This window comes from Halomonas sp. NYA30 (genome assembly GCF_976980765.1).
This window is the reverse complement of record NZ_OZ334477.1, coordinates 2,174,890-2,191,866: the sequence shown is the minus strand read 5'-3', so window position 1 is coordinate 2,191,866 and position 16,977 is coordinate 2,174,890. Positions and strand designations below refer to the sequence as shown.

15 protein-coding genes are annotated in these 16,977 nt (G+C 54.2%); 12 read left to right on the top strand and 3 right to left on the bottom strand.

Annotation, left to right across the window (positions count from 1 at the left end; all coding sequences use genetic code 11):
* Position 1 precedes the first annotated feature (1 nt).
* The 3 genes from serC to ACWI0H_RS10045 form a co-directional block, all read right to left on the bottom strand.
* Positions 2 to 1,105, bottom strand: coding sequence for a 3-phosphoserine/phosphohydroxythreonine transaminase (serC, locus tag ACWI0H_RS10055; RefSeq protein ID WP_336269032.1), 1,104 nt, complete (start codon positions 1,103 to 1,105; stop codon positions 2 to 4).
* On the bottom strand, positions 1,089 to 3,845 hold the full coding sequence (gene gyrA / locus ACWI0H_RS10050; RefSeq protein WP_336274566.1) for a DNA gyrase subunit A: 2,757 nt from the start codon (positions 3,843 to 3,845) through the stop codon (positions 1,089 to 1,091). The genes serC and gyrA overlap by 17 nt, the downstream gene beginning before the upstream one ends.
* Before the next feature lie 152 nt (positions 3,846 to 3,997).
* Positions 3,998 to 4,432, bottom strand: a complete 435-nt coding sequence (locus ACWI0H_RS10045) for an acyl-CoA thioesterase (protein ID WP_485876054.1) — start codon at positions 4,430 to 4,432, stop codon at positions 3,998 to 4,000.
* Positions 4,433 to 4,575: 143 nt separating this feature from the next.
* Here ACWI0H_RS10045 and ACWI0H_RS10040 point away from each other — a divergent pair, with 143 nt between their 5' ends.
* The 12 genes from ACWI0H_RS10040 to nth all read left to right on the top strand — a co-directional run bounded on the left by ACWI0H_RS10040 (position 4,576) and on the right by nth (position 16,969).
* Entirely contained in the window at positions 4,576 to 5,505 is a 930-nt protein-coding gene (locus tag ACWI0H_RS10040) for a recombination-associated protein RdgC (RefSeq protein WP_485876053.1), read from the top strand.
* Between the two features lie 67 nt (positions 5,506 to 5,572).
* Positions 5,573 to 6,754, top strand: a complete 1,182-nt coding sequence (locus ACWI0H_RS10035; protein WP_485876052.1) for a 1-acyl-sn-glycerol-3-phosphate acyltransferase — start codon at positions 5,573 to 5,575, stop codon at positions 6,752 to 6,754.
* A gap of 114 nt (positions 6,755 to 6,868) precedes the next feature.
* Positions 6,869 to 7,150 (top strand): hypothetical protein, encoded by a 282-nt coding sequence (locus ACWI0H_RS10030; RefSeq protein WP_064232975.1) that lies wholly within the window; start codon positions 6,869 to 6,871, stop codon positions 7,148 to 7,150.
* A 103-nt stretch (positions 7,151 to 7,253) separates the two neighbouring features.
* The gene (metG, locus tag ACWI0H_RS10025; protein ID WP_485876051.1) at positions 7,254 to 9,290 is read left to right on the top strand and encodes a methionine--tRNA ligase; all 2,037 of its coding nucleotides are present in this window, start codon (positions 7,254 to 7,256) and stop codon (positions 9,288 to 9,290) included.
* Between the two features lie 100 nt (positions 9,291 to 9,390).
* On the top strand, positions 9,391 to 10,989 hold the full coding sequence (locus ACWI0H_RS10020) for a sensor domain-containing diguanylate cyclase (RefSeq protein ID WP_485876050.1): 1,599 nt from the start codon (positions 9,391 to 9,393) through the stop codon (positions 10,987 to 10,989).
* Positions 10,986 to 11,567 (top strand): electron transport complex subunit RsxA, encoded by a 582-nt coding sequence (rsxA, locus tag ACWI0H_RS10015; RefSeq protein WP_485876049.1) that lies wholly within the window; start codon positions 10,986 to 10,988, stop codon positions 11,565 to 11,567. The genes ACWI0H_RS10020 and rsxA overlap by 4 nt, the downstream gene beginning before the upstream one ends.
* Positions 11,568 to 11,579: 12 nt before the next feature.
* Positions 11,580 to 12,191 (top strand): electron transport complex subunit RsxB, encoded by a 612-nt coding sequence (rsxB, locus tag ACWI0H_RS10010; RefSeq protein ID WP_485876048.1) that lies wholly within the window; start codon positions 11,580 to 11,582, stop codon positions 12,189 to 12,191.
* Entirely contained in the window at positions 12,175 to 13,830 is a 1,656-nt protein-coding gene (gene rsxC / locus ACWI0H_RS10005) for an electron transport complex subunit RsxC (protein ID WP_485876047.1), read from the top strand. Before rsxB ends, rsxC begins: the two co-directional genes overlap by 17 nt.
* Positions 13,827 to 14,864, top strand: coding sequence for an RnfABCDGE type electron transport complex subunit D (locus ACWI0H_RS10000; RefSeq protein ID WP_101147184.1), 1,038 nt, complete (start codon positions 13,827 to 13,829; stop codon positions 14,862 to 14,864). Before rsxC ends, ACWI0H_RS10000 begins: the two co-directional genes overlap by 4 nt.
* Complete coding sequence (rsxG, locus tag ACWI0H_RS09995; RefSeq protein WP_101147183.1) at positions 14,861 to 15,520, top strand: electron transport complex subunit RsxG; 660 nt, start codon at positions 14,861 to 14,863, stop codon at positions 15,518 to 15,520. The genes ACWI0H_RS10000 and rsxG overlap by 4 nt, the downstream gene beginning before the upstream one ends.
* An 11-nt stretch (positions 15,521 to 15,531) precedes the next feature.
* Positions 15,532 to 16,233 (top strand): electron transport complex subunit E, encoded by a 702-nt coding sequence (locus tag ACWI0H_RS09990; RefSeq protein WP_101147281.1) that lies wholly within the window; start codon positions 15,532 to 15,534, stop codon positions 16,231 to 16,233.
* 97 nt (positions 16,234 to 16,330) lie between these two features.
* Positions 16,331 to 16,969, top strand: coding sequence for an endonuclease III (nth, locus tag ACWI0H_RS09985; RefSeq protein WP_101147182.1), 639 nt, complete (start codon positions 16,331 to 16,333; stop codon positions 16,967 to 16,969).
* The last annotated feature ends 8 nt before the right edge of the window (positions 16,970 to 16,977 follow it).

The following is a 16,977-nucleotide window of genomic DNA, read 5'->3' as shown; positions in this document are numbered from 1 at the left end:
TTTAGCCCCTTGTTTGTTCGAAATCGGCCATAAATGCGATCAGCGCATCTACCGCAGACTCAGGCACTGCGTTATATAGGCTAGCCCGCATACCGCCCACGCTGCGGTGGCCTTTTAAATTGAGCAGCCCCGCCGCATCGGCTTGTTGTAAAAACGCTTTATCCAGCGCCGCATCGGCCAAGACAAACGGTACGTTCATACGCGAGCGATTGTGCTTAGCAATCGGGTTTCTATAAAAGTCGCTGTCATCAATCGCCTCATACAGCTTATCGGCTTTGCGCTGATTAATGGCGTCCATCGCGGCTAGCCCACCAATGTCATCTTTCAGCCACTGAAACACCAATCCCGCCAAATACCAGGCATAGGTGGGCGGTGTATTCACCATCGAACCCGCTTCGGCCAGCATTTTGTAATCAAACAGCGAAGGAATGTTGGCTTGGGCTTTGCCTAGCAAGTCGTCACGAACGACGGCCAGCGTTAAACCTGCGGGGCCGATATTTTTCTGCGCCCCAGCGTAGATCACGCCGAAATTGCTAACGTCGATCGGCCCAGACAGGATATTTGATGACATATCGCAGACCAACGGCACGCTAGCGCCATCGGCACGCTGAACATGGGGTGTATAGTCAAACTCCAAGCCGCCAATCGTTTCGTTCGACGTGTAGTGCAAATAGGCCGCGTCATCGCTAACGCTGATGTTATCCAGCGCGGGTACCGCCATGTGACCATTAGCTTCGCTGCTTGCAGCAACATGACAAGCGAAACCAAGGCGCTTTGCTTCGCTAAGCGCTTTTTTGCCCCAGATACCGGTCTGGATGAAGTTGCCGCTACCGCCCTGTCCCAGCAGGTTCATCGGCAGCATTGCAAATTGCATACTGGCGCCGCCCTGCAAAAACAGCACTTTATAGTTATCTGGCACGCTTAGAAGCTCACGAAAATCAGCTTCTGCACGCTCAGCAATGGCAACAAACTCGTCGCTACGGTGGCTCATTTCCATTACGGAAAGGCCACGCCCATGGTAGTCCAGCAACTCTTCCCGGGCGCGTTCCAGTACGGCTACTGGCAGGGCCGCTGGCCCTGCGCAGAAATTATAATGACGTGTCATCAGTCCCCGGTTCCTGTGCGTCATCGGATGATTCACTCGCCTGAACGTCTTCAGGTCGCTCATCAAGGCTAGCCTCGGCACCCTCTTCGGCACCTTCCTCAAGAGCGGTCAGATCGACTTCGGCGGGCTCATCAACGCGAACGGTTTTGACTAATTTTTCTTCTTTACCCAGACGAATCAACATCACGCCCTGGGTATTACGCGAGGTGGTTGAGACCTCTTCAACACGCGTACGCACCAGCGTGCCACGGTCAGTGATCAACATCATTTCATCGCTGTCATAAACCTGCATCGCCGCGACTAGCGAACCGTTACGCTCACTGGTTTGCATGGCGATAACACCCTGACCACCACGGCCACGCAGCGGGAACTCTTCCAGACGCGTGCGCTTACCGTAACCGTTTTCACTGGCGGTCATAATGTATATCTGACCATCGGCGGTTTCGGCCACGACGCTCTCTTGCGCGCTATCCTGAGTTTCCTCTTCGGCATCCGCTTCAGCGTCGATTTGCTGGCTCTTGGGAATAATCAAACTGATGACTTCCGCATCGCCAGCCAGGCGCATACCACGTACGCCGCGAGCAGTACGTCCCATGGCGCGGGCTTTACCCTCTTCGAAGCGAATGGCCTTGCCGTTAGACGACAACAGCATGGCATGATCATTACCAGTGGTAATGGCAGCGCCAACTAAGCGATCCCCCTCTTCAAGGTCAATGGCGATAAGACCTACGCTACGCGGGCGCGAGAACTGTTCAAGACTGGTGCGCTTGACGGTGCCTTTAGCCGTCGCGAAGAAGATATAGTGCTCAGGATCGTAGTCACGGACCGGCAGGATGGCGTTAACCGCTTCACCCTCTTCCAGCGGCAGCATATTGACCAGCGGCTTGCCACGCGAGCCGCGGCTGGCGTTGGGCATTTCATACACTTTCAGCCAGTACACTTTGCCGCGATTGGAGAACAGCAGCACGGTGTCGTGTGTAGACGCTACCAGCAGGTGCTCAATTACATCTTCATCTTTCATCGCGGTGGCAGACTTGCCGCGACCACCACGGCGCTGGGCCTGATAATCCGACAGCGGCTGCGTCTTGGCGTAACCAGAGCGCGACACGGTCACGACCATGTCTTCTTCAGCGATCAAATCTTCAATCGACAGATCCAGGTGGCTTGCCTGGATCTCAGTGCGGCGATCATCGCCAAACTGATCACGCACGGCGTGCAGCTCTTCCCGGATCACTTCCATCAACCGATCAGGCGATGCCAGAATCTCAGTAAGCTCAGCAATTTTCTCAAGAATCGTCAGGTATTCATCGAGCAGCTTCTCGGTTTCAAGGCCCGTCAAGCGGTGCAGACGTAACTCAAGAATCGCTTGTGCCTGGGCAGGCGATAGTCGATACGACGTGGCCGCGGTGTTTAGACCAAAGCCCTCTTCCAGCTCTTCTGGCTTGCAAGAAGTAGCACCCGCCCGCTCCAACATGGCGGTCACTTGGCCGGGCTGCCAGGTCTTGGCGAGCAGCTTTTCACGCGCTTCTGCCGCATTGGGCGAGGCTTTAATCAGCTCAATCACTTCGTCGATATTTGAAATAGCGACGGCCAAACCTTCCAACAAATGCCCACGCTCACGGGCTTTTTTCAGCTCATAAAGCGTACGCCGGGTCACCACTTCGCGCCGGTGGCGAATAAAGGCTTCCAGCATCTCTTTCAGATTCAGTGTACGGGGCTGGCCATTTTCCAGCGCCACCATGTTGATCCCGAACACGTTCTGCAGCTGTGTCTGAGCAAATAGGTTATTGACCACTACCTCGCCGGACTCGCCACGCTTAACTTCTATGACCACGCGCAGGCCATCTTTATCCGACTCATCGCGCAGCTCAGCGATGCCTTCGATCTTCTTCTCTTTCACCAGCTCGGCAATCTTCTCGATCAACCGCGCTTTGTTAACCTGATACGGCAGCTCACTAATAATAATGTGATCGCGACCGGTTTTGTCATGGTGCTCAATGGTGTGACAGGCGCGAACATAAATACGCCCACGGCCGGTACGGTATGCCGATAAGATACCCGCGCGACCATTGATAATCGCCCCAGTGGGGAAATCAGGGCCGGGGATATACTCCATCAAGTCATCCACGGTCAGCGTGTAGTCGTCGATTAACGCTAAGCAGCCATCAATCACTTCACGCATATTGTGCGGTGGAATATTGGTTGCCATACCTACCGCAATGCCCGAGGAGCCGTTAATCAGCAAATTGGGCGTTTTGGTAGGCAATACCGCGGGAATACGTTCAGTACCGTCGTAGTTATCGACCCAGTCGACGGTATCTTTTTCCAGGTCAGCGAGCAGTTCGTGGGCAAGGCGCGACATACGCACCTCGGTATAACGCATGGCAGCCGCGTTATCCCCATCAATCGAACCGAAGTTACCCTGGCCGTCGACCAGCACATGACGCATCGAAAAGTGCTGGGCCATACGTACGATGGTGTCGTAAACCGCGCTATCGCCGTGCGGATGGTATTTACCGATGACATCGCCGACGACACGCGCCGACTTCTTGTACGGTTTATTCCAGTCATTACCCAGTTCATGCATGGCAAACAGCACACGCCGGTGAACCGGTTTAAGGCCATCCCGCACATCTGGAAGCGCGCGGCCGATAATGACGCTCATCGCATAGTCGAGATACGACTGTTTAAGCTCGTCTTCAATATTGACGGGCAAGATTTCTCTGGCGATGTCACCCATGAAAGTCAGATCCTTTGCACTGCATTGGCACTGCGAGAGTTGAAAGCGCTTAAAAACACCGCCCCTAAAAGTAGATAAGAGCGGCGCGCAAATACATTGCCATCATACCACTGCAAAAGCGGCAAGGGCAGCCAGAGAGCCTACAAAGCCTTTTAAGCGGCAAAAGCCTCTTTAGGCAACATTAATGCACGTAATGTCTCGCGTACCTCTCCTTCGATGGGAGTGGCTTTATTGGCCTTCATATCCAACAGTACAAAGGTTAAGTCTGCCTGAGCGATCACGCTGCCATCCTTGCGCACAATACGGTGGTGACATATGCCGCTGCGCTCACCGACGTCGATGATCCCGGTTATAATCTCTAAATCATCGCCGTGACTTGCCGCGGCTAAATAATCAATATTCAAATTCACCACCACAAATGCTCGTTTAGCCTGATGAAGCTCTTTAATCATTGCCGGGTGTTGATCAAAGAAATCCCAGCGCCCCTCTTCCATAAACTCTAAATAGCGGGCGTTATTGACATGGCCGTAGCCATCTAAGTGAAATCCCCGAACGCGTAATGGAACCCGTGAAAGTGATGCGGTCATAACAACTCCTTTATATCGATTAGCCAACAACTTAATCAAACACAAGCTTGAAACGTGCGCAACAATATGGATTGCACGTTGCATGCTGGTAGGAAGGCCCCGCTTTCGCCATAATGTGCCACCTTTTGAACAGGATTGGCTCCATGTGGTTTAAGCACTTGCATATATACCGCCTGCACGACGCGCCCGAAATATCCAGCGATGCGCTGGCTAGCGCTTTAGACGAGCATTCCGCCAAACCACTCGGCAACGCCGATGCGCGTCGCCTGGGCTGGACAGCGCCCGCTGGGCGTATGGGCGGCGGCCAGCTCGTTCACGAAATCCAATCCCATCGGCTACTTTCCGCCCTACGCCAAGAGCGTCTACTGCCCGCGTCCGTGGTCAAAGAAGAAGTCGATGAGCAGGTCGCCGACATTGAGGCCAGCGAAGGCCGCAAAGTCACTCGCAAAGAGAAGACCGCACTGAAAGAGCAAGTCACTGAGAATTTATTGCCGCGCGCCTTTGTGCGCAGCCAGAAAATCGATCTGTGGTGGGACACCCGCGGCCAGATGATCGGCATTAACGCCAGCTCGCGTACCCGCGCTGAAGATATTCTCGATTTATTGCGTGAAACCCTGGGCAGCTTAAAAGTCACCCCACTCAGCTCTCAAACGCTGCCTATCCGCGCGATGACCACCTGGCTTGGGGATGCTGCGAGTCGACCTGCCGACCTGCAGCTTGGCGACCAAGTAGAGCTCAAGGCCAAAGGCGATGATGGCGTACTGCGCGCGCGCCAAGTCGATTTAGACAGCGATGAAATTCAGCAGCTGCTAGAGAGCGGCCGACAGGCCAGCAAACTCGCTATTAGCTTGGAAGGCCGTTTAAGCTTTGTGTTGCATGATGATTTGGCGCTCAAATCATTGCGTTTTGGCGATGCTTTGATTGAAGAAGCCGATCATGCTGACGACGGCGATGACGCCCTTGCGCGCCTGGAAACGGACTTTGTTTTAATGGCGCAGGCGCTATCTGACGATATTCCTCGCTTGATAGAGTGGCTCGGCGGCGAGACCCAGCGGGAACCCGCAGCACAGTAAGTGGTTCTATAGCTACTCCCCTTGATGTTATTAATCGATACTCACTATTTATCATCCAACGGTTCGCATGACTCATCACAATAACGCTACCAACGCCTCTACTGAGACAGACCCGTGGGCCGACATTCGGCCCTTTATGGATCATGAAGTGGCCGATGTCCTGGCTAGGCTCTCACGGGACAACGAGCTGCTGGATGCGCTGACCCGCTTCCGGTTGCCGCGTCTAGCCCGCTGGGCGCCCTCGCTGGCGCGCGGCTTTGCGGGTCGCGCCGTGCGACGTGAAGTTAAAGATGTCTCGTCGGTTTACGAGTTTCAAATGCGCATTGCCCACTATATGGAGCGCATGATTCGTACCACCACAGACGCCTTTGAAGTCACTGGGCTGGATAAACTCGACCCTGAAGGCGCCTATCTCTTTATTGGTAATCACCGCGATATCTCACTGGATCCTGCGTTCGTTAACTATGCGTTGTATCAGGCCAAGCGTGACACCGTGCGTATCGCTATCGGCGACAACCTGCTAAAAAAACCCTATGTCACCGACCTAATGCGGCTCAATAAGAGTTTTATTGTCCCGCGCAGCGCGCGCGGCAAGCGGGCTATGCTGGCGGCGTATCAGCAGCTGTCGGCCTATATTCGCCACACCATTACCGAAGACCAACACTCGATTTGGATGGCGCAGCGCGAAGGGCGCGCCAAGAACGGTATCGACCATACTGAGCCAGCGATCATCAAAATGTTGACCATGGCCAGACGCAACGCCGAGCGTGACATGGTATTTGGCGAAGCTATCGCCGAACTAAAACTGGTGCCGGTGTCGATTAGCTACGAATATGACCCCTGCGATGTTCAAAAAGCCCAAGAGCTGCATGATATCGACACGCAAGGCAGCTACGCTAAAGAGGAGTTTGAAGATATTCGCTCAATAGTGGCGGGCATTACCGGCTCCAAGGGCCGCGTTCGCTTACACTTTGGCACCCCGGTAGGCGCCGACATGGCCACCCCTGATGAAGTCGCCGCTGAGATTGATCGTCAGGTGATTGGCGGTTATCGCCTGTTTCCCAGCCACTATTTAGCCTTAGAGGCGTTGGGCGAAGCCCCGGAGTTGGTAGCGCGCAAGTCGATTACACGCCAAGACAGAGAGCGCTTTAATGCCCGGCTTGCCGATGTGCCTGCGCCACTACGTCCTTATTGGCTTGCCCAGTACGCAAATCCTGTTAAACATAAAGCGGGTCGACTGACCCTTTAATGTTGCGTATTAATGCTCGGCGACTCATGCCCGTTGGCGGAAAAAATGCTATGGTCAGCGCATTGATTGGTTTCGCTTGGCGCCGTCGCCAAGCGCGATCCTAAGGAGACTCCCATGTCCGGTTCAGAAATTCAGAAAACACGTGTCATCAATGAGCTACGAGATTTTATTCGTAAACTGCTGCAAGACCCCAAAATCCTTGAGCAATCTCTTGCAGTTGCCCGTCAGCAGTTGACTGAAGGCAACAGCCCAGCGGCGATGGCGCGGATTGCCAACGAAATTTCCGACACTACCAGCGTGCATATTCCGGAAGATCCGGCGGAGCACTCTGAGGCGGATAAACTCTTTTTAGAGCTGCTGCGCGAAGTGGTTCAAGAAGAGCAAGCGCTCTACTAACCTTTACCGCTAACAGCGACAGCGGCGAAGCATTTAATCACTTCGCCGCCTTTTTTGTTACTGCCTGCCCGGCCTCCCTATTCACTCGGAATTAACCTTCACCATGTCTACAACCGCCACGCGCAACATTTTGGTGACTAGCGCGCTCCCTTACGCCAATGGAGCCATTCATCTCGGTCACCTGCTTGAGTATATCCAGACTGATATCTGGGTTCGTTTCCAGAAAAGCCGTGGCCAACAGTGCTACTACGTATGTGCTGATGATGCCCATGGCACTGCCATTATGCTGCGCGCCGAGCAGGAAGGTATTACGTCTGAAGCGCTAATTGAGCGGGTTTCCCAGGATCACCAAGCAGATTTTGCCCGTTTTGGCGTTGGGTTCGACAATTATCACTCGACTCACTCCGCCGAAAATCGCCACTTCAGCGAAATGATTTATAAGCGCCTGCGCGACAAAGGCCATATCGCCACCCGCGATATTGAGCAGATGTTCGATCCTCAAAAAGGACTGTTTCTAGCGGATCGCTTTATTAAAGGCACCTGCCCCAAATGCGGCTCGGAAGATCAGTACGGCGATAACTGTGAAAAGTGTGGCGCGACTTACACCCCCGCCGACTTGATTAATCCCGTTTCGGCCATATCGGGCGCCACTCCTGAAGTACGCACTTCGACGCACTACTTCTTTAAGCTGCCCGACTTTGCGGATTTCTTACAGCGCTGGATCGACGACGGCCACGTTCAGCCGCAAATCCGCAATAAGCTGATGGAGTGGTTTGAGTCGGGCTTTAACGAGTGGGATATTTCCCGCGACGCGCCCTACTTCGGCTTTGAAATCCCTGACGCCCCCGGCAAGTATTTCTATGTCTGGCTGGACGCGCCGATTGGCTATCTGGCTAGCTTTAAGAACCTCTGCGACCGCGAAGGCATCGACTTCGACAGTTACTGGGAAAAAGGCTCCGACGCCGAGGTTTATCACTTTATCGGCAAAGATATCGTCTATTTCCATGCGCTGTTCTGGCCCGCCATGCTGCATGGTGCCGACCTGCGCACGCCTACCGCTGTCAATTGCCACGGTTTCCTGACGGTAGACGGCGCCAAGATGTCGAAATCTCGTGGCACTTTTATTAAAGCCGCCACCTACGCCGATCATTTGAATCCTGAATATCTGCGCTACTACTTTGCCGCCAAGCTTACCTCCAAAGTCGATGACTTGGATTTAAACCTGGAAGACTTTAGCGCCCGGGTTAATTCCGACTTGGTCGGCAAAGTGGTTAATATCGCCAGCCGCTGCGCTGGTTTCGTGAAAAAAATTGGCGGCGGAACCCTCTCCACGCATTGCGCTGAACCGCAAATGGTCGCCCGCTTTATAGCCGCCGGTGACGATATCGCCGACGACTTTGAAGCACGTGAATTTAGCCGGGCAATGCGTAAAATTATGGAGCTGGCAGACGAAGCCAACACCTATATCGCCGATAAAGAGCCCTGGGCGCTGGCTAAGCAGGATGGCCGCGACGCTGAAGTACTCGATATCTGCTCGGTCGGCATTAACCTGTTCCGCCAACTGATGGTCTATCTTGCTCCCGTGGTACCCACGATGGCTGAGCAGGCCCGTGAGTTTCTTAACGTTGCGTCGCTGGATTGGCACACGCGTCAAAACTTACTGACCGATCACTCGATCAACAAATTCAAGCCGCTGTTGACCCGCGTCGAGCGCGATAAAATTGATGCCATGATCGAATCGTCAAAGGAAGATCTTGTGGAAGAGCAAAAGCTGAAAGAGGCGCCAAAAGGCCCGCTGGCGGAAGACCCCATTGCCGATGAAATCGACTTTGCAGCCTTTGCCAAGGTCGACCTTCGCATTGCGCGCATTGCGAAAGCCCAATACGTGGAAGGCGCCGACAAGCTGCTGCAATTGACCCTCGACCTAGGTGGCGAAACACGCAATGTATTCTCTGGCATTCGCTCTGCTTACGCACCTGAAGCACTGGAAGGTCGCTTGACAGTTATGGTTGCCAACTTGGCACCGCGTAAAATGCGCTTTGGCGTATCGGAAGGCATGGTGCTAGCCTCAGCAAACGAAGACGGCATCTATTTGCTCTCCCCTGACACCGGTGCTGAACCGGGCCAGCGGGTCACTTAATCACTAAAGTGCCATGCCAAAGGGGCAGAGGCTAAACGCCTTTGCCCCTTTTATTTTTTGCAGCTGTCGTACATCGTCACCGTTTCGCTTAGGCACCCCTATGGTTCATCGCTTCTCTCGATCTTTGCGCTTTCGTTTTCTGGCCGCCTTGGGCGGGGTGTTATTACTAGCCCTTATTTCCTTAGCTGCCTTGAGCAAGTGGGTAATATTTCCCGCACTTCATAAGGAAGAGCGTGCGGTAGTAATCCAGGAGCTAGCGCAAATTGAACGCAGCCTCAATATCAGCCAACAGGAACTACTAGCCCAAGCGCGAGACTGGTCGATCTGGGACGATACCTATGAATTTATTCAGGGTAACTACCCTGGCTATACGGATACCAATTTTAGCCAACAGATGTTTGAAGAAATGCGCTACCAGCTAATGGCCTTTTTCAACGCGGAGGGCGATGTACATTTTTTGGCAGGTCTCAATCCTGCTACCGGCCAATACCACGCTTGCTATACCGCAGAACGTGAGTGCCGCTGGATGTCGGGACTTATTCGCTCGATGCAGGCTTCCATTAAAGAAGATCCAGAACAGGGTAAAAGTAGCCTGTATGCGGGCACAACGCCGCTAATGGTTGCGTCCAACCCCATTGTGAGAACCGATGAGAGCGGTCCGCCCCAAGGATGGCTATTCAAAGTAAGGCCGATGGACGATGAATGGTTGACGATCATAAAAGACTATACGGGGCTACCAACGACGCTTTCGATGGTGAAAGGCGGTATCAATAATGACGCAGCCGTCACCATCTCAGGCAATACGATCCAGGCGCAGCGCTATTTGACTACCTACCCGCATAACGAGCAGTTAGCATTGGGAACCCAGCTTAATCGCACCAGTTATTTGGCCAGTCTAGAAACGTTTCGCTACGTACTTTTATGGACAGCCTGCTTGATGCTATTAGTGATTGGCCTTGTTCTGCTGCTACTGGAGCGTATTATTCTGAAGCCACTCAGAACTCTGACCCAGTTTACGCAGCAAGCCAGCGTGGATTTAAAGGGATCAAGCAATTTATTAAGGCGTGGAGATGAAATCGGCATCCTAGCACGGGCCTTTCAAGACCAGTTCAAGCATCAACAGCAGCTCAATGCTGAGCTTATCGAGCTTTCTACTCATGACCCTTTAACCGGTTTACCCAATCGGCGATTATTCGATCAGCGCCTGCAAGAGGTGGTTAATAGCGCCTTGGCGTCAGGCCAACCGTTGTCGGTCATGATGCTCGATATCGATCACTTCAAAATGTTTAATGATCATTATGGGCATCCCAAGGGTGATATATGTTTGCAGCGGGTAGCACAAACCATGCATGACGTCGCCACTGCACATGGCTTCTTTATCGCGCGTACAGGCGGCGAGGAGTTTAGTGCCATGATGTCCGCAACATCAGCTACCCAGGCATTGGAAAAAAGCCAAGCACTTAGTGACGCTATTGATCAATTGCAGCATCTACACCATATGTCGCCCGTAGCACCGCATGTTACCGTGAGCATCGGTATTAGCCAGTTGGGTATAGCAGGCATCCAGACATTCAGTGGATTAATGACCGCCGCTGACCAAGCGCTTTACGCTGCTAAAGCAGCTGGCAGACACTGCGCCAAGGTTTATACACCTTCGCTCGCCAACGCCACCATTTCTTCGCACAATGCGCCATCATGAGTGAGCTATTTATCATTTTGATCAGCACAGCGCTGGTCAACAACTTCGTATTGGTACAGTTTCTGGGTCTATGCCCGTTTATGGGCGTCTCCAATAAGCTGGAGTCTGCCATGGGCATGTCCCTGGCCACCACCTTTGTACTCACCCTGGCGTCGGCGGCCAGTTTCGTTGTCTATCATGGGCTGCTGGTGCCGCTGGATGTCACGTATCTGCGCACCATCAGCTTTATCGTAGTGATTGCCGCTGTCGTACAGTTCACGGAAATCATGGTGCGCCAGCTGAGTCCGTTGCTGCACCAAGTGCTGGGGATTTTTCTACCGCTAATTACCACCAACTGCGCGGTATTGGGTGTAGCGCTACTGTCGCTAAACCGCGAACTCAGTTTTTTTCATACCACCCTCTATGGTTTAGGTGCCGCGTTGGGGTTCTCGCTTATTCTGATTCTGTTTGCGGCCATGCGCGAACGCTTAGCTGGGGCAGATATTCCCAAGCCCTTTCAAGGCGCTGCGATTGCGATGGTAACAGCCAGTCTTATGTCGTTAGCTTTTTTGGGCTTTTCAGGGTTGGTGCAAGGGTGAAGGCAACGCGCAATGAGTGACACTTTCAATGCTATTGGCATGCTTAGCGCCATCGCCGTATTAACGGGCCTGGGCATTGGTTTCGGTGCCCTGCTCGGTGGCGTGAGTGAGCGTTTCAAACGTCAGGAAAATCCGCTGGTAGAGCAAATTGATGCACTCTTGCCGCAAACCCAATGTGGCCAATGCGGCTACCCTGGCTGCCGCCCCTACGCCGAGGCGATTAACCAAGGCGATGCACTGAATAAATGCCCGCCAGGTGGCGAATCGACGATCCACGCCCTCGCTGATCTATTAGGCCGGGAGCCTGAGCCCCTGGACGGCGAAGCTCAAAGCGTGGCAAAAGTGGCATTTATTCGTGAAGAGGAGTGCATCGGCTGTACCAAGTGCATTCAAGCCTGCCCGGTCGATGCGATTATTGGTGCGGCTAAGTTAATGCATACCGTGATTGAGGATGAGTGTACCGGCTGCGATCTGTGCCTTGACCCTTGCCCCGTAGACTGTATCGATATGCTGCCACGCACGGCACCGCTCACCCAATGGCAACCGGTAACAGCGCACTCCCCGGGGTTAATTGCCAGTGACCGTCAGCCTACCGTTGGGGGTGTTCATGTCGAACGCCTTTGATTTCCCCGGTGGGATTCACCCGCCTGAGCGCAAACAGCGCTCGAATCAGACCGCGCTGATTGAGGCACCGCTGCCCAGCCGAGTGATTCTCCCGCTGCAACAACATAGTGGCCAGCCCGCGACACCCTGTGTTGCGCCGGGCGATGCCGTCAACGTAGGTAGTGTCATTGCTAAACGCGAAGGCATGATCTCCAGCAACGTGCACGCCAGTATTAGCGGCACGGTGAGCGAGGTGAGCGCTATCCAAATCATCATTGATAGCGATGGTCAGGATGAGTGGCTCCGGTTACCCAGCCTCGACTGGCAACGCGGCGAACTCAATGCGCTACTTGAGCGCTTGAATGAGAGCGGGGTTGTCGGACTCGGCGGAGCTGGTTTCCCTACCCATATTAAAGCGCGGGTAGTGGAACAGCATGACATTCATACTTTGGTGATCAACGCCGCCGAATGTGAGCCTTATATCACCGCCGACGATATCACGCTACGCCACTACGCTAACGACGTACTCGAAGGCGCCCAGATAAGCGCCAAACTGTGCGGCGCGCAGCATATCGTTATCGGCATTGAAGATAACAAACCCGAGGCAATTGAAGCGCTGCGGCAGGCGATACAGAATAGCCACCCGATTACCGTTGAGCTCAAGGTGATTTCTACCCGCTACCCCAGCGGCGGCGAGCGCCAACTGATCAAAAAACTGCTGGATCTAACGGTACCCAGCGGCGGCTTACCCGCTGACGTAGGCGTGCTGTGCCATAACCCTGGCACACTGCTGGCAATATTACATGCAGTGCGTGATGGTCAGCCGCTGGTGTCCAGGGTTGTCACGCTAACGGGCGAAGCGATCAGTCAGCCCGGCAATCGCTGGGTGCGACTAGGCACCTCCGTGAAAGCACTGCTGGAACAGGCAGGCCTTAATCAGCCCATGCTCAATCAAGTGATTCAGGGCGGCCCCATGATGGGAGCGCCGCTGCTGACACTTGATACGCCAGTTACCAAACTTACCAACTGTTTAATAGCTGCAACTATTGCCGAACTACCACCTGCCCCGGTGGAATCCCCCTGCATACGCTGTGGTGAGTGTGAAAGCGTTTGCCCGGTGTCGCTGCTACCCCAACAGCTCCACTGGTACGCTCGCGCCAACGATGATGCCAAGATGGAGCGTTATCATCTTTTCGACTGCATTGAGTGCGGCGCTTGCAGCTACGTCTGCCCCAGCCATATCCCCCTGGTTGACGATTATCGTGAAGCAAAAAGTCGAATCCGCCTGCAGCGAATCGAGACGGTAAAAGCAGAGCATGCCAAGCACCGCTTTGAGTTTCGTCAAGCGCGGTTGGCGCGGGAAGAGGCGGAGAAACAGGCACGTAAAGAGGCCCGCAAATCGCAACAGCGTCAAACGCCCACTAGTGCAGCAGCCAGTAGTGAAAAGGTCGACTTGCGCGGGCTACGAATTGCCCATGCCGCCGCCAAGGCGTCAGTCAAAAAAGCTGAAAAAACCCTGGCACGCGTTGCCCAGGAAGACCCCAAACAGCCTCTTGATGATCTCGAAATGCAGCTTGCCACCGCCCAGGAAAATTTACGCGCCACCGAGGTCCAGCTTACCCAAGCACGCGAACAACAGCCCAGCAAGGAATCACCATGAGCATGATGCACGCCTCACAGGTGACCAGTGCAAACGCTACTATCGTGCCACCCACGGCAAATTTAATGCGCTGGGTGATCATCGCCACGCTGCCGGGCATCGCCACTATGAGCTATTTCTTTGGCCTTGGGGTACTCAGCAATGTAATGCTAGCGGCAGCGTTTGGCCTTGGGCTAGAAGCCGCCATTCTTAAGTTACGTAATCGCCCCGTTCGTATTACGTTGAATGACTCAAGTGCCCTACTCACCGGCGTTTTACTGGGCGTTTCGCTGCCCCCCGCAAGCCCTTGGTGGCTGATCGGTGTCGGGATGATCGCGGCGATCATCGTCGCTAAACAGTTATACGGTGGCTTGGGCCACAATCCGTTTAACCCCGCCATGGTAGGTTATGCGCTGCTTTTGGTGTCGTTCCCAACCTATATGACGCTTTGGGCTCCCCCCCAAGAACTACTACCGGAGGGCTTGTGGGCACAAATCACAGGAACGCTGCCAGCTGGCCAGCTAGATGGCCTAAGTGGCGCCACACCGCTCGATGCCTTTAAGCACAAAGGCGAGGCCGTGCTTGCCAGCGAATTCTGGGCCACCCACCCACTGCCCGAGAGCACATTGAGTGCTTGGCGCTGGGTCGCCCTTGCTTGGTTAGCAGGTGGCGTATTGTTGCTGGCAAAGCGGATTATCAGTTGGCACATTCCTGCCGCTATGCTGGGTAGCCTAGTGGTGCTGGCCACGCTGTTTTATCTCAGCGACCCCAGCCACTTTGCCTCACCGCTTTTTCACCTACTTACCGGGGCGACGCTGTTTGGGGCATTTTTTATCGCCACCGACCCGGTTTCCGCCGCCACCAGCCGCCGCGGCAAACTACTTTATGGAGCCGGTATCGGCACCTTGGTTATCATTATTCGCACCTTTGGCGGTTACCCGGATGCAGTGGCGTTTGCGGTGTTGCTGATGAATCTGTGCGTGCCGCTGCTAGACCTGTACAGCGTGCCACGCCCGACGGGGCAGCCAAAAAGCTCCCGGGGTGAGCAGCCATGACGCTCTTTCAAGCCATGCAGCGGGGTGCTCTCGCATTGGGCACTTTTGCTCTGGTGACCGCGGGTAGCGTTGCGCTCACGCGCGCATTAACCGCCGAGCGCATAGCGACCCATCAGTTGGCTTACCAGCACCGTCAGCTTCAAGAAGTACTGCCTCAGACGCTTGCCAACACGCCCGTTGCACGCGTGCTAGAAAGCACCTTTACGCTTCCTAACCCAGAAGCACTGGGGTTGAAAAGCGATAGCCAAGGCTGGTGGGTAAGCGGCAGCGACAACGACAACGACAACAGTAATAAACACAGTGCCGTCATTTTTCCGGTGGTCACCCGGCAAGGCTATAACGGCGAAATTCGCCTACTGATCGGGATTGATGAGCAGCAGCGCATTAGCGGTGTGCGCGTCACCCAACACCAGGAAACGCCCGGGCTAGGCGATGATATTGAGCGCAGCCGCAGCGACTGGATCACTCACTTTGATGGCCTGGGGCTAAATAGTTTGCCACCAGAGGGCTGGGCGGTAACTAAAGATGGTGGCCAGTTTGATGCGTTTACCGGCGCAACGATCACCCCCAGAGCCGTGGTTAACGCCGTTCATAAAGCCTTGGAGTACGCCGCTAATACACCATTACCGATAACATTTGAGGAGCCACGCTCGTGAAAAACAAGCAGATGAGCCAATGGCGCCAACTGGCCCGTGATGGGCTGTGGTCAAACAACCCTGCGCTGGTTCAACTGCTGGGGCTTTGCCCGCTGTTAGCCGTTAGCGGCAGCGTGGTGAATGCGCTGGGCTTGGCACTTGCCACGCTTTTGGTAATGGTAGGCGCCAGCACGGCGATCTCGCTGATTCGCCACCAAGTCCCCAGCGCGGTGCGCTTGCCCGCTTTCGTGATGGTGATTGCCGCCTTTGTGACTTGCGCCGAACTGCTGATGGCCGCCTATGCTTACCCGCTCTATCAGGTGCTAGGGATTTTTATTCCACTGATTGTCACCAACTGCGCTATTTTAGGCCGCGCCGATGCCTTTGCCTCCCGCCAACCGGTCATTCCAGCGGCTATCGATGGCTTGATGATGGGGCTGGGGTTTGGCGCCGTGCTGGTACTCCTGGGCGCCCTACGCGAGCTACTCGGTCAGGGCACGCTGTTCAGCGACATGGCGCTGCTGTTTGGACCCCAAGCCGCTAATTGGCAACTGACGATTGCCGACGATTACCAGTTTCTGTTTTTTGTGCTGCCCCCGGGCGCTTTCTTTGTGGCGGGCATGTTGATCGCATTGAAAAATGCCATCGATCAACGCAGTGCAGCACGCGCTCGTCCGGCAGCCATTGAAACCCGAGTTGATCGCCGTGTGCGGGTAACCGGTACGATTAAATAGCGTTTTTAATCACTGCGCATAAGTCACTGTTTTTTTTTAAATACTGTTTTTAACCACTGTCTTTTAAAACATTGTCTTTTAAATAACGAGACCAGCCATGAATGCCCAAAAGCGTCATGAAATTTTTGCTCGCCTTCAGGCAGAGAACCCGCATCCCACTACCGAGCTTAACTGGAGCTCACCTTTTGAGCTGCTTGCTGCCGTACTGCTTTCTGCTCAAGCCACCGATGTGGGCGTCAATAAAGCCACAGCACGGCTCTACCCGGTAGCGAATACTCCCCAAGCGATCATTGATTTGGGCATCGACGAACTTAAAGAGCACATCAAAACCATCGGCTTATACAACACCAAAGCCGAAAACCTGATGAAAACCTGCCATATGCTGGTCAACCTGCATGGCGGCGAAGTGCCCAACACCCGCCAAGCGTTAGAAGCCCTGCCTGGCGTAGGCCGCAAAACTGCCAATGTGATTCTCAATACGGCGTTTGGCCAGCCCACCATGGCCGTGGATACGCATATTTTCAGGGTCTCTAATCGCACTGGCATCGCCAAAGGTAAAGATGTTGTGGAGGTGGAGCAAAAACTGCTGCGCCATGTGCCCAAAGCATTTCTGCAAGATGCTCATCACTGGTTGATTCTGCACGGTCGCTATACTTGCATTGCCCGCAAACCGCGCTGCGGTAGCTGCATTATTGAGGATCTGTGCGACTATAAAGACAAAACCGAAATCGCCTAGACGGAGTC

What these genes read in the sequence shown, in the direction of transcription:
- ACWI0H_RS10030 (WP_064232975.1), top strand. Translation starts at nt 6,869, where the DNA reads ATGTCCGGTTCAGAAATTCAGAAAACACGTGTCATCAATGAGCTACGA.
- ACWI0H_RS09990 (WP_101147281.1), top strand. Translation starts at nt 15,532, where the DNA reads ATGAGCCAATGGCGCCAACTGGCCCGTGATGGGCTGTGGTCAAACAAC.
- rsxC (WP_485876047.1), top strand. Translation starts at nt 12,175, where the DNA reads ATGTCGAACGCCTTTGATTTCCCCGGTGGGATTCACCCGCCTGAGCGC.
- ACWI0H_RS10000 (WP_101147184.1), top strand. Translation starts at nt 13,827, where the DNA reads ATGAGCATGATGCACGCCTCACAGGTGACCAGTGCAAACGCTACTATC.
- ACWI0H_RS10035 (WP_485876052.1), top strand. Translation starts at nt 5,573, where the DNA reads ATGACTCATCACAATAACGCTACCAACGCCTCTACTGAGACAGACCCG.
- rsxA (WP_485876049.1), top strand. Translation starts at nt 10,986, where the DNA reads ATGAGTGAGCTATTTATCATTTTGATCAGCACAGCGCTGGTCAACAAC.
- serC (WP_336269032.1), bottom strand. Translation starts at nt 1,105, where the DNA reads ATGACACGTCATTATAATTTCTGCGCAGGGCCAGCGGCCCTGCCAGTA.
- nth (WP_101147182.1), top strand. Translation starts at nt 16,331, where the DNA reads ATGAATGCCCAAAAGCGTCATGAAATTTTTGCTCGCCTTCAGGCAGAG.
- rsxB (WP_485876048.1), top strand. Translation starts at nt 11,580, where the DNA reads ATGAGTGACACTTTCAATGCTATTGGCATGCTTAGCGCCATCGCCGTA.
- ACWI0H_RS10045 (WP_485876054.1), bottom strand. Translation starts at nt 4,432, where the DNA reads ATGACCGCATCACTTTCACGGGTTCCATTACGCGTTCGGGGATTTCAC.
- rsxG (WP_101147183.1), top strand. Translation starts at nt 14,861, where the DNA reads ATGACGCTCTTTCAAGCCATGCAGCGGGGTGCTCTCGCATTGGGCACT.
- ACWI0H_RS10040 (WP_485876053.1), top strand. Translation starts at nt 4,576, where the DNA reads ATGTGGTTTAAGCACTTGCATATATACCGCCTGCACGACGCGCCCGAA.
- metG (WP_485876051.1), top strand. Translation starts at nt 7,254, where the DNA reads ATGTCTACAACCGCCACGCGCAACATTTTGGTGACTAGCGCGCTCCCT.
- ACWI0H_RS10020 (WP_485876050.1), top strand. Translation starts at nt 9,391, where the DNA reads ATGGTTCATCGCTTCTCTCGATCTTTGCGCTTTCGTTTTCTGGCCGCC.
- gyrA (WP_336274566.1), bottom strand. Translation starts at nt 3,845, where the DNA reads ATGGGTGACATCGCCAGAGAAATCTTGCCCGTCAATATTGAAGACGAG.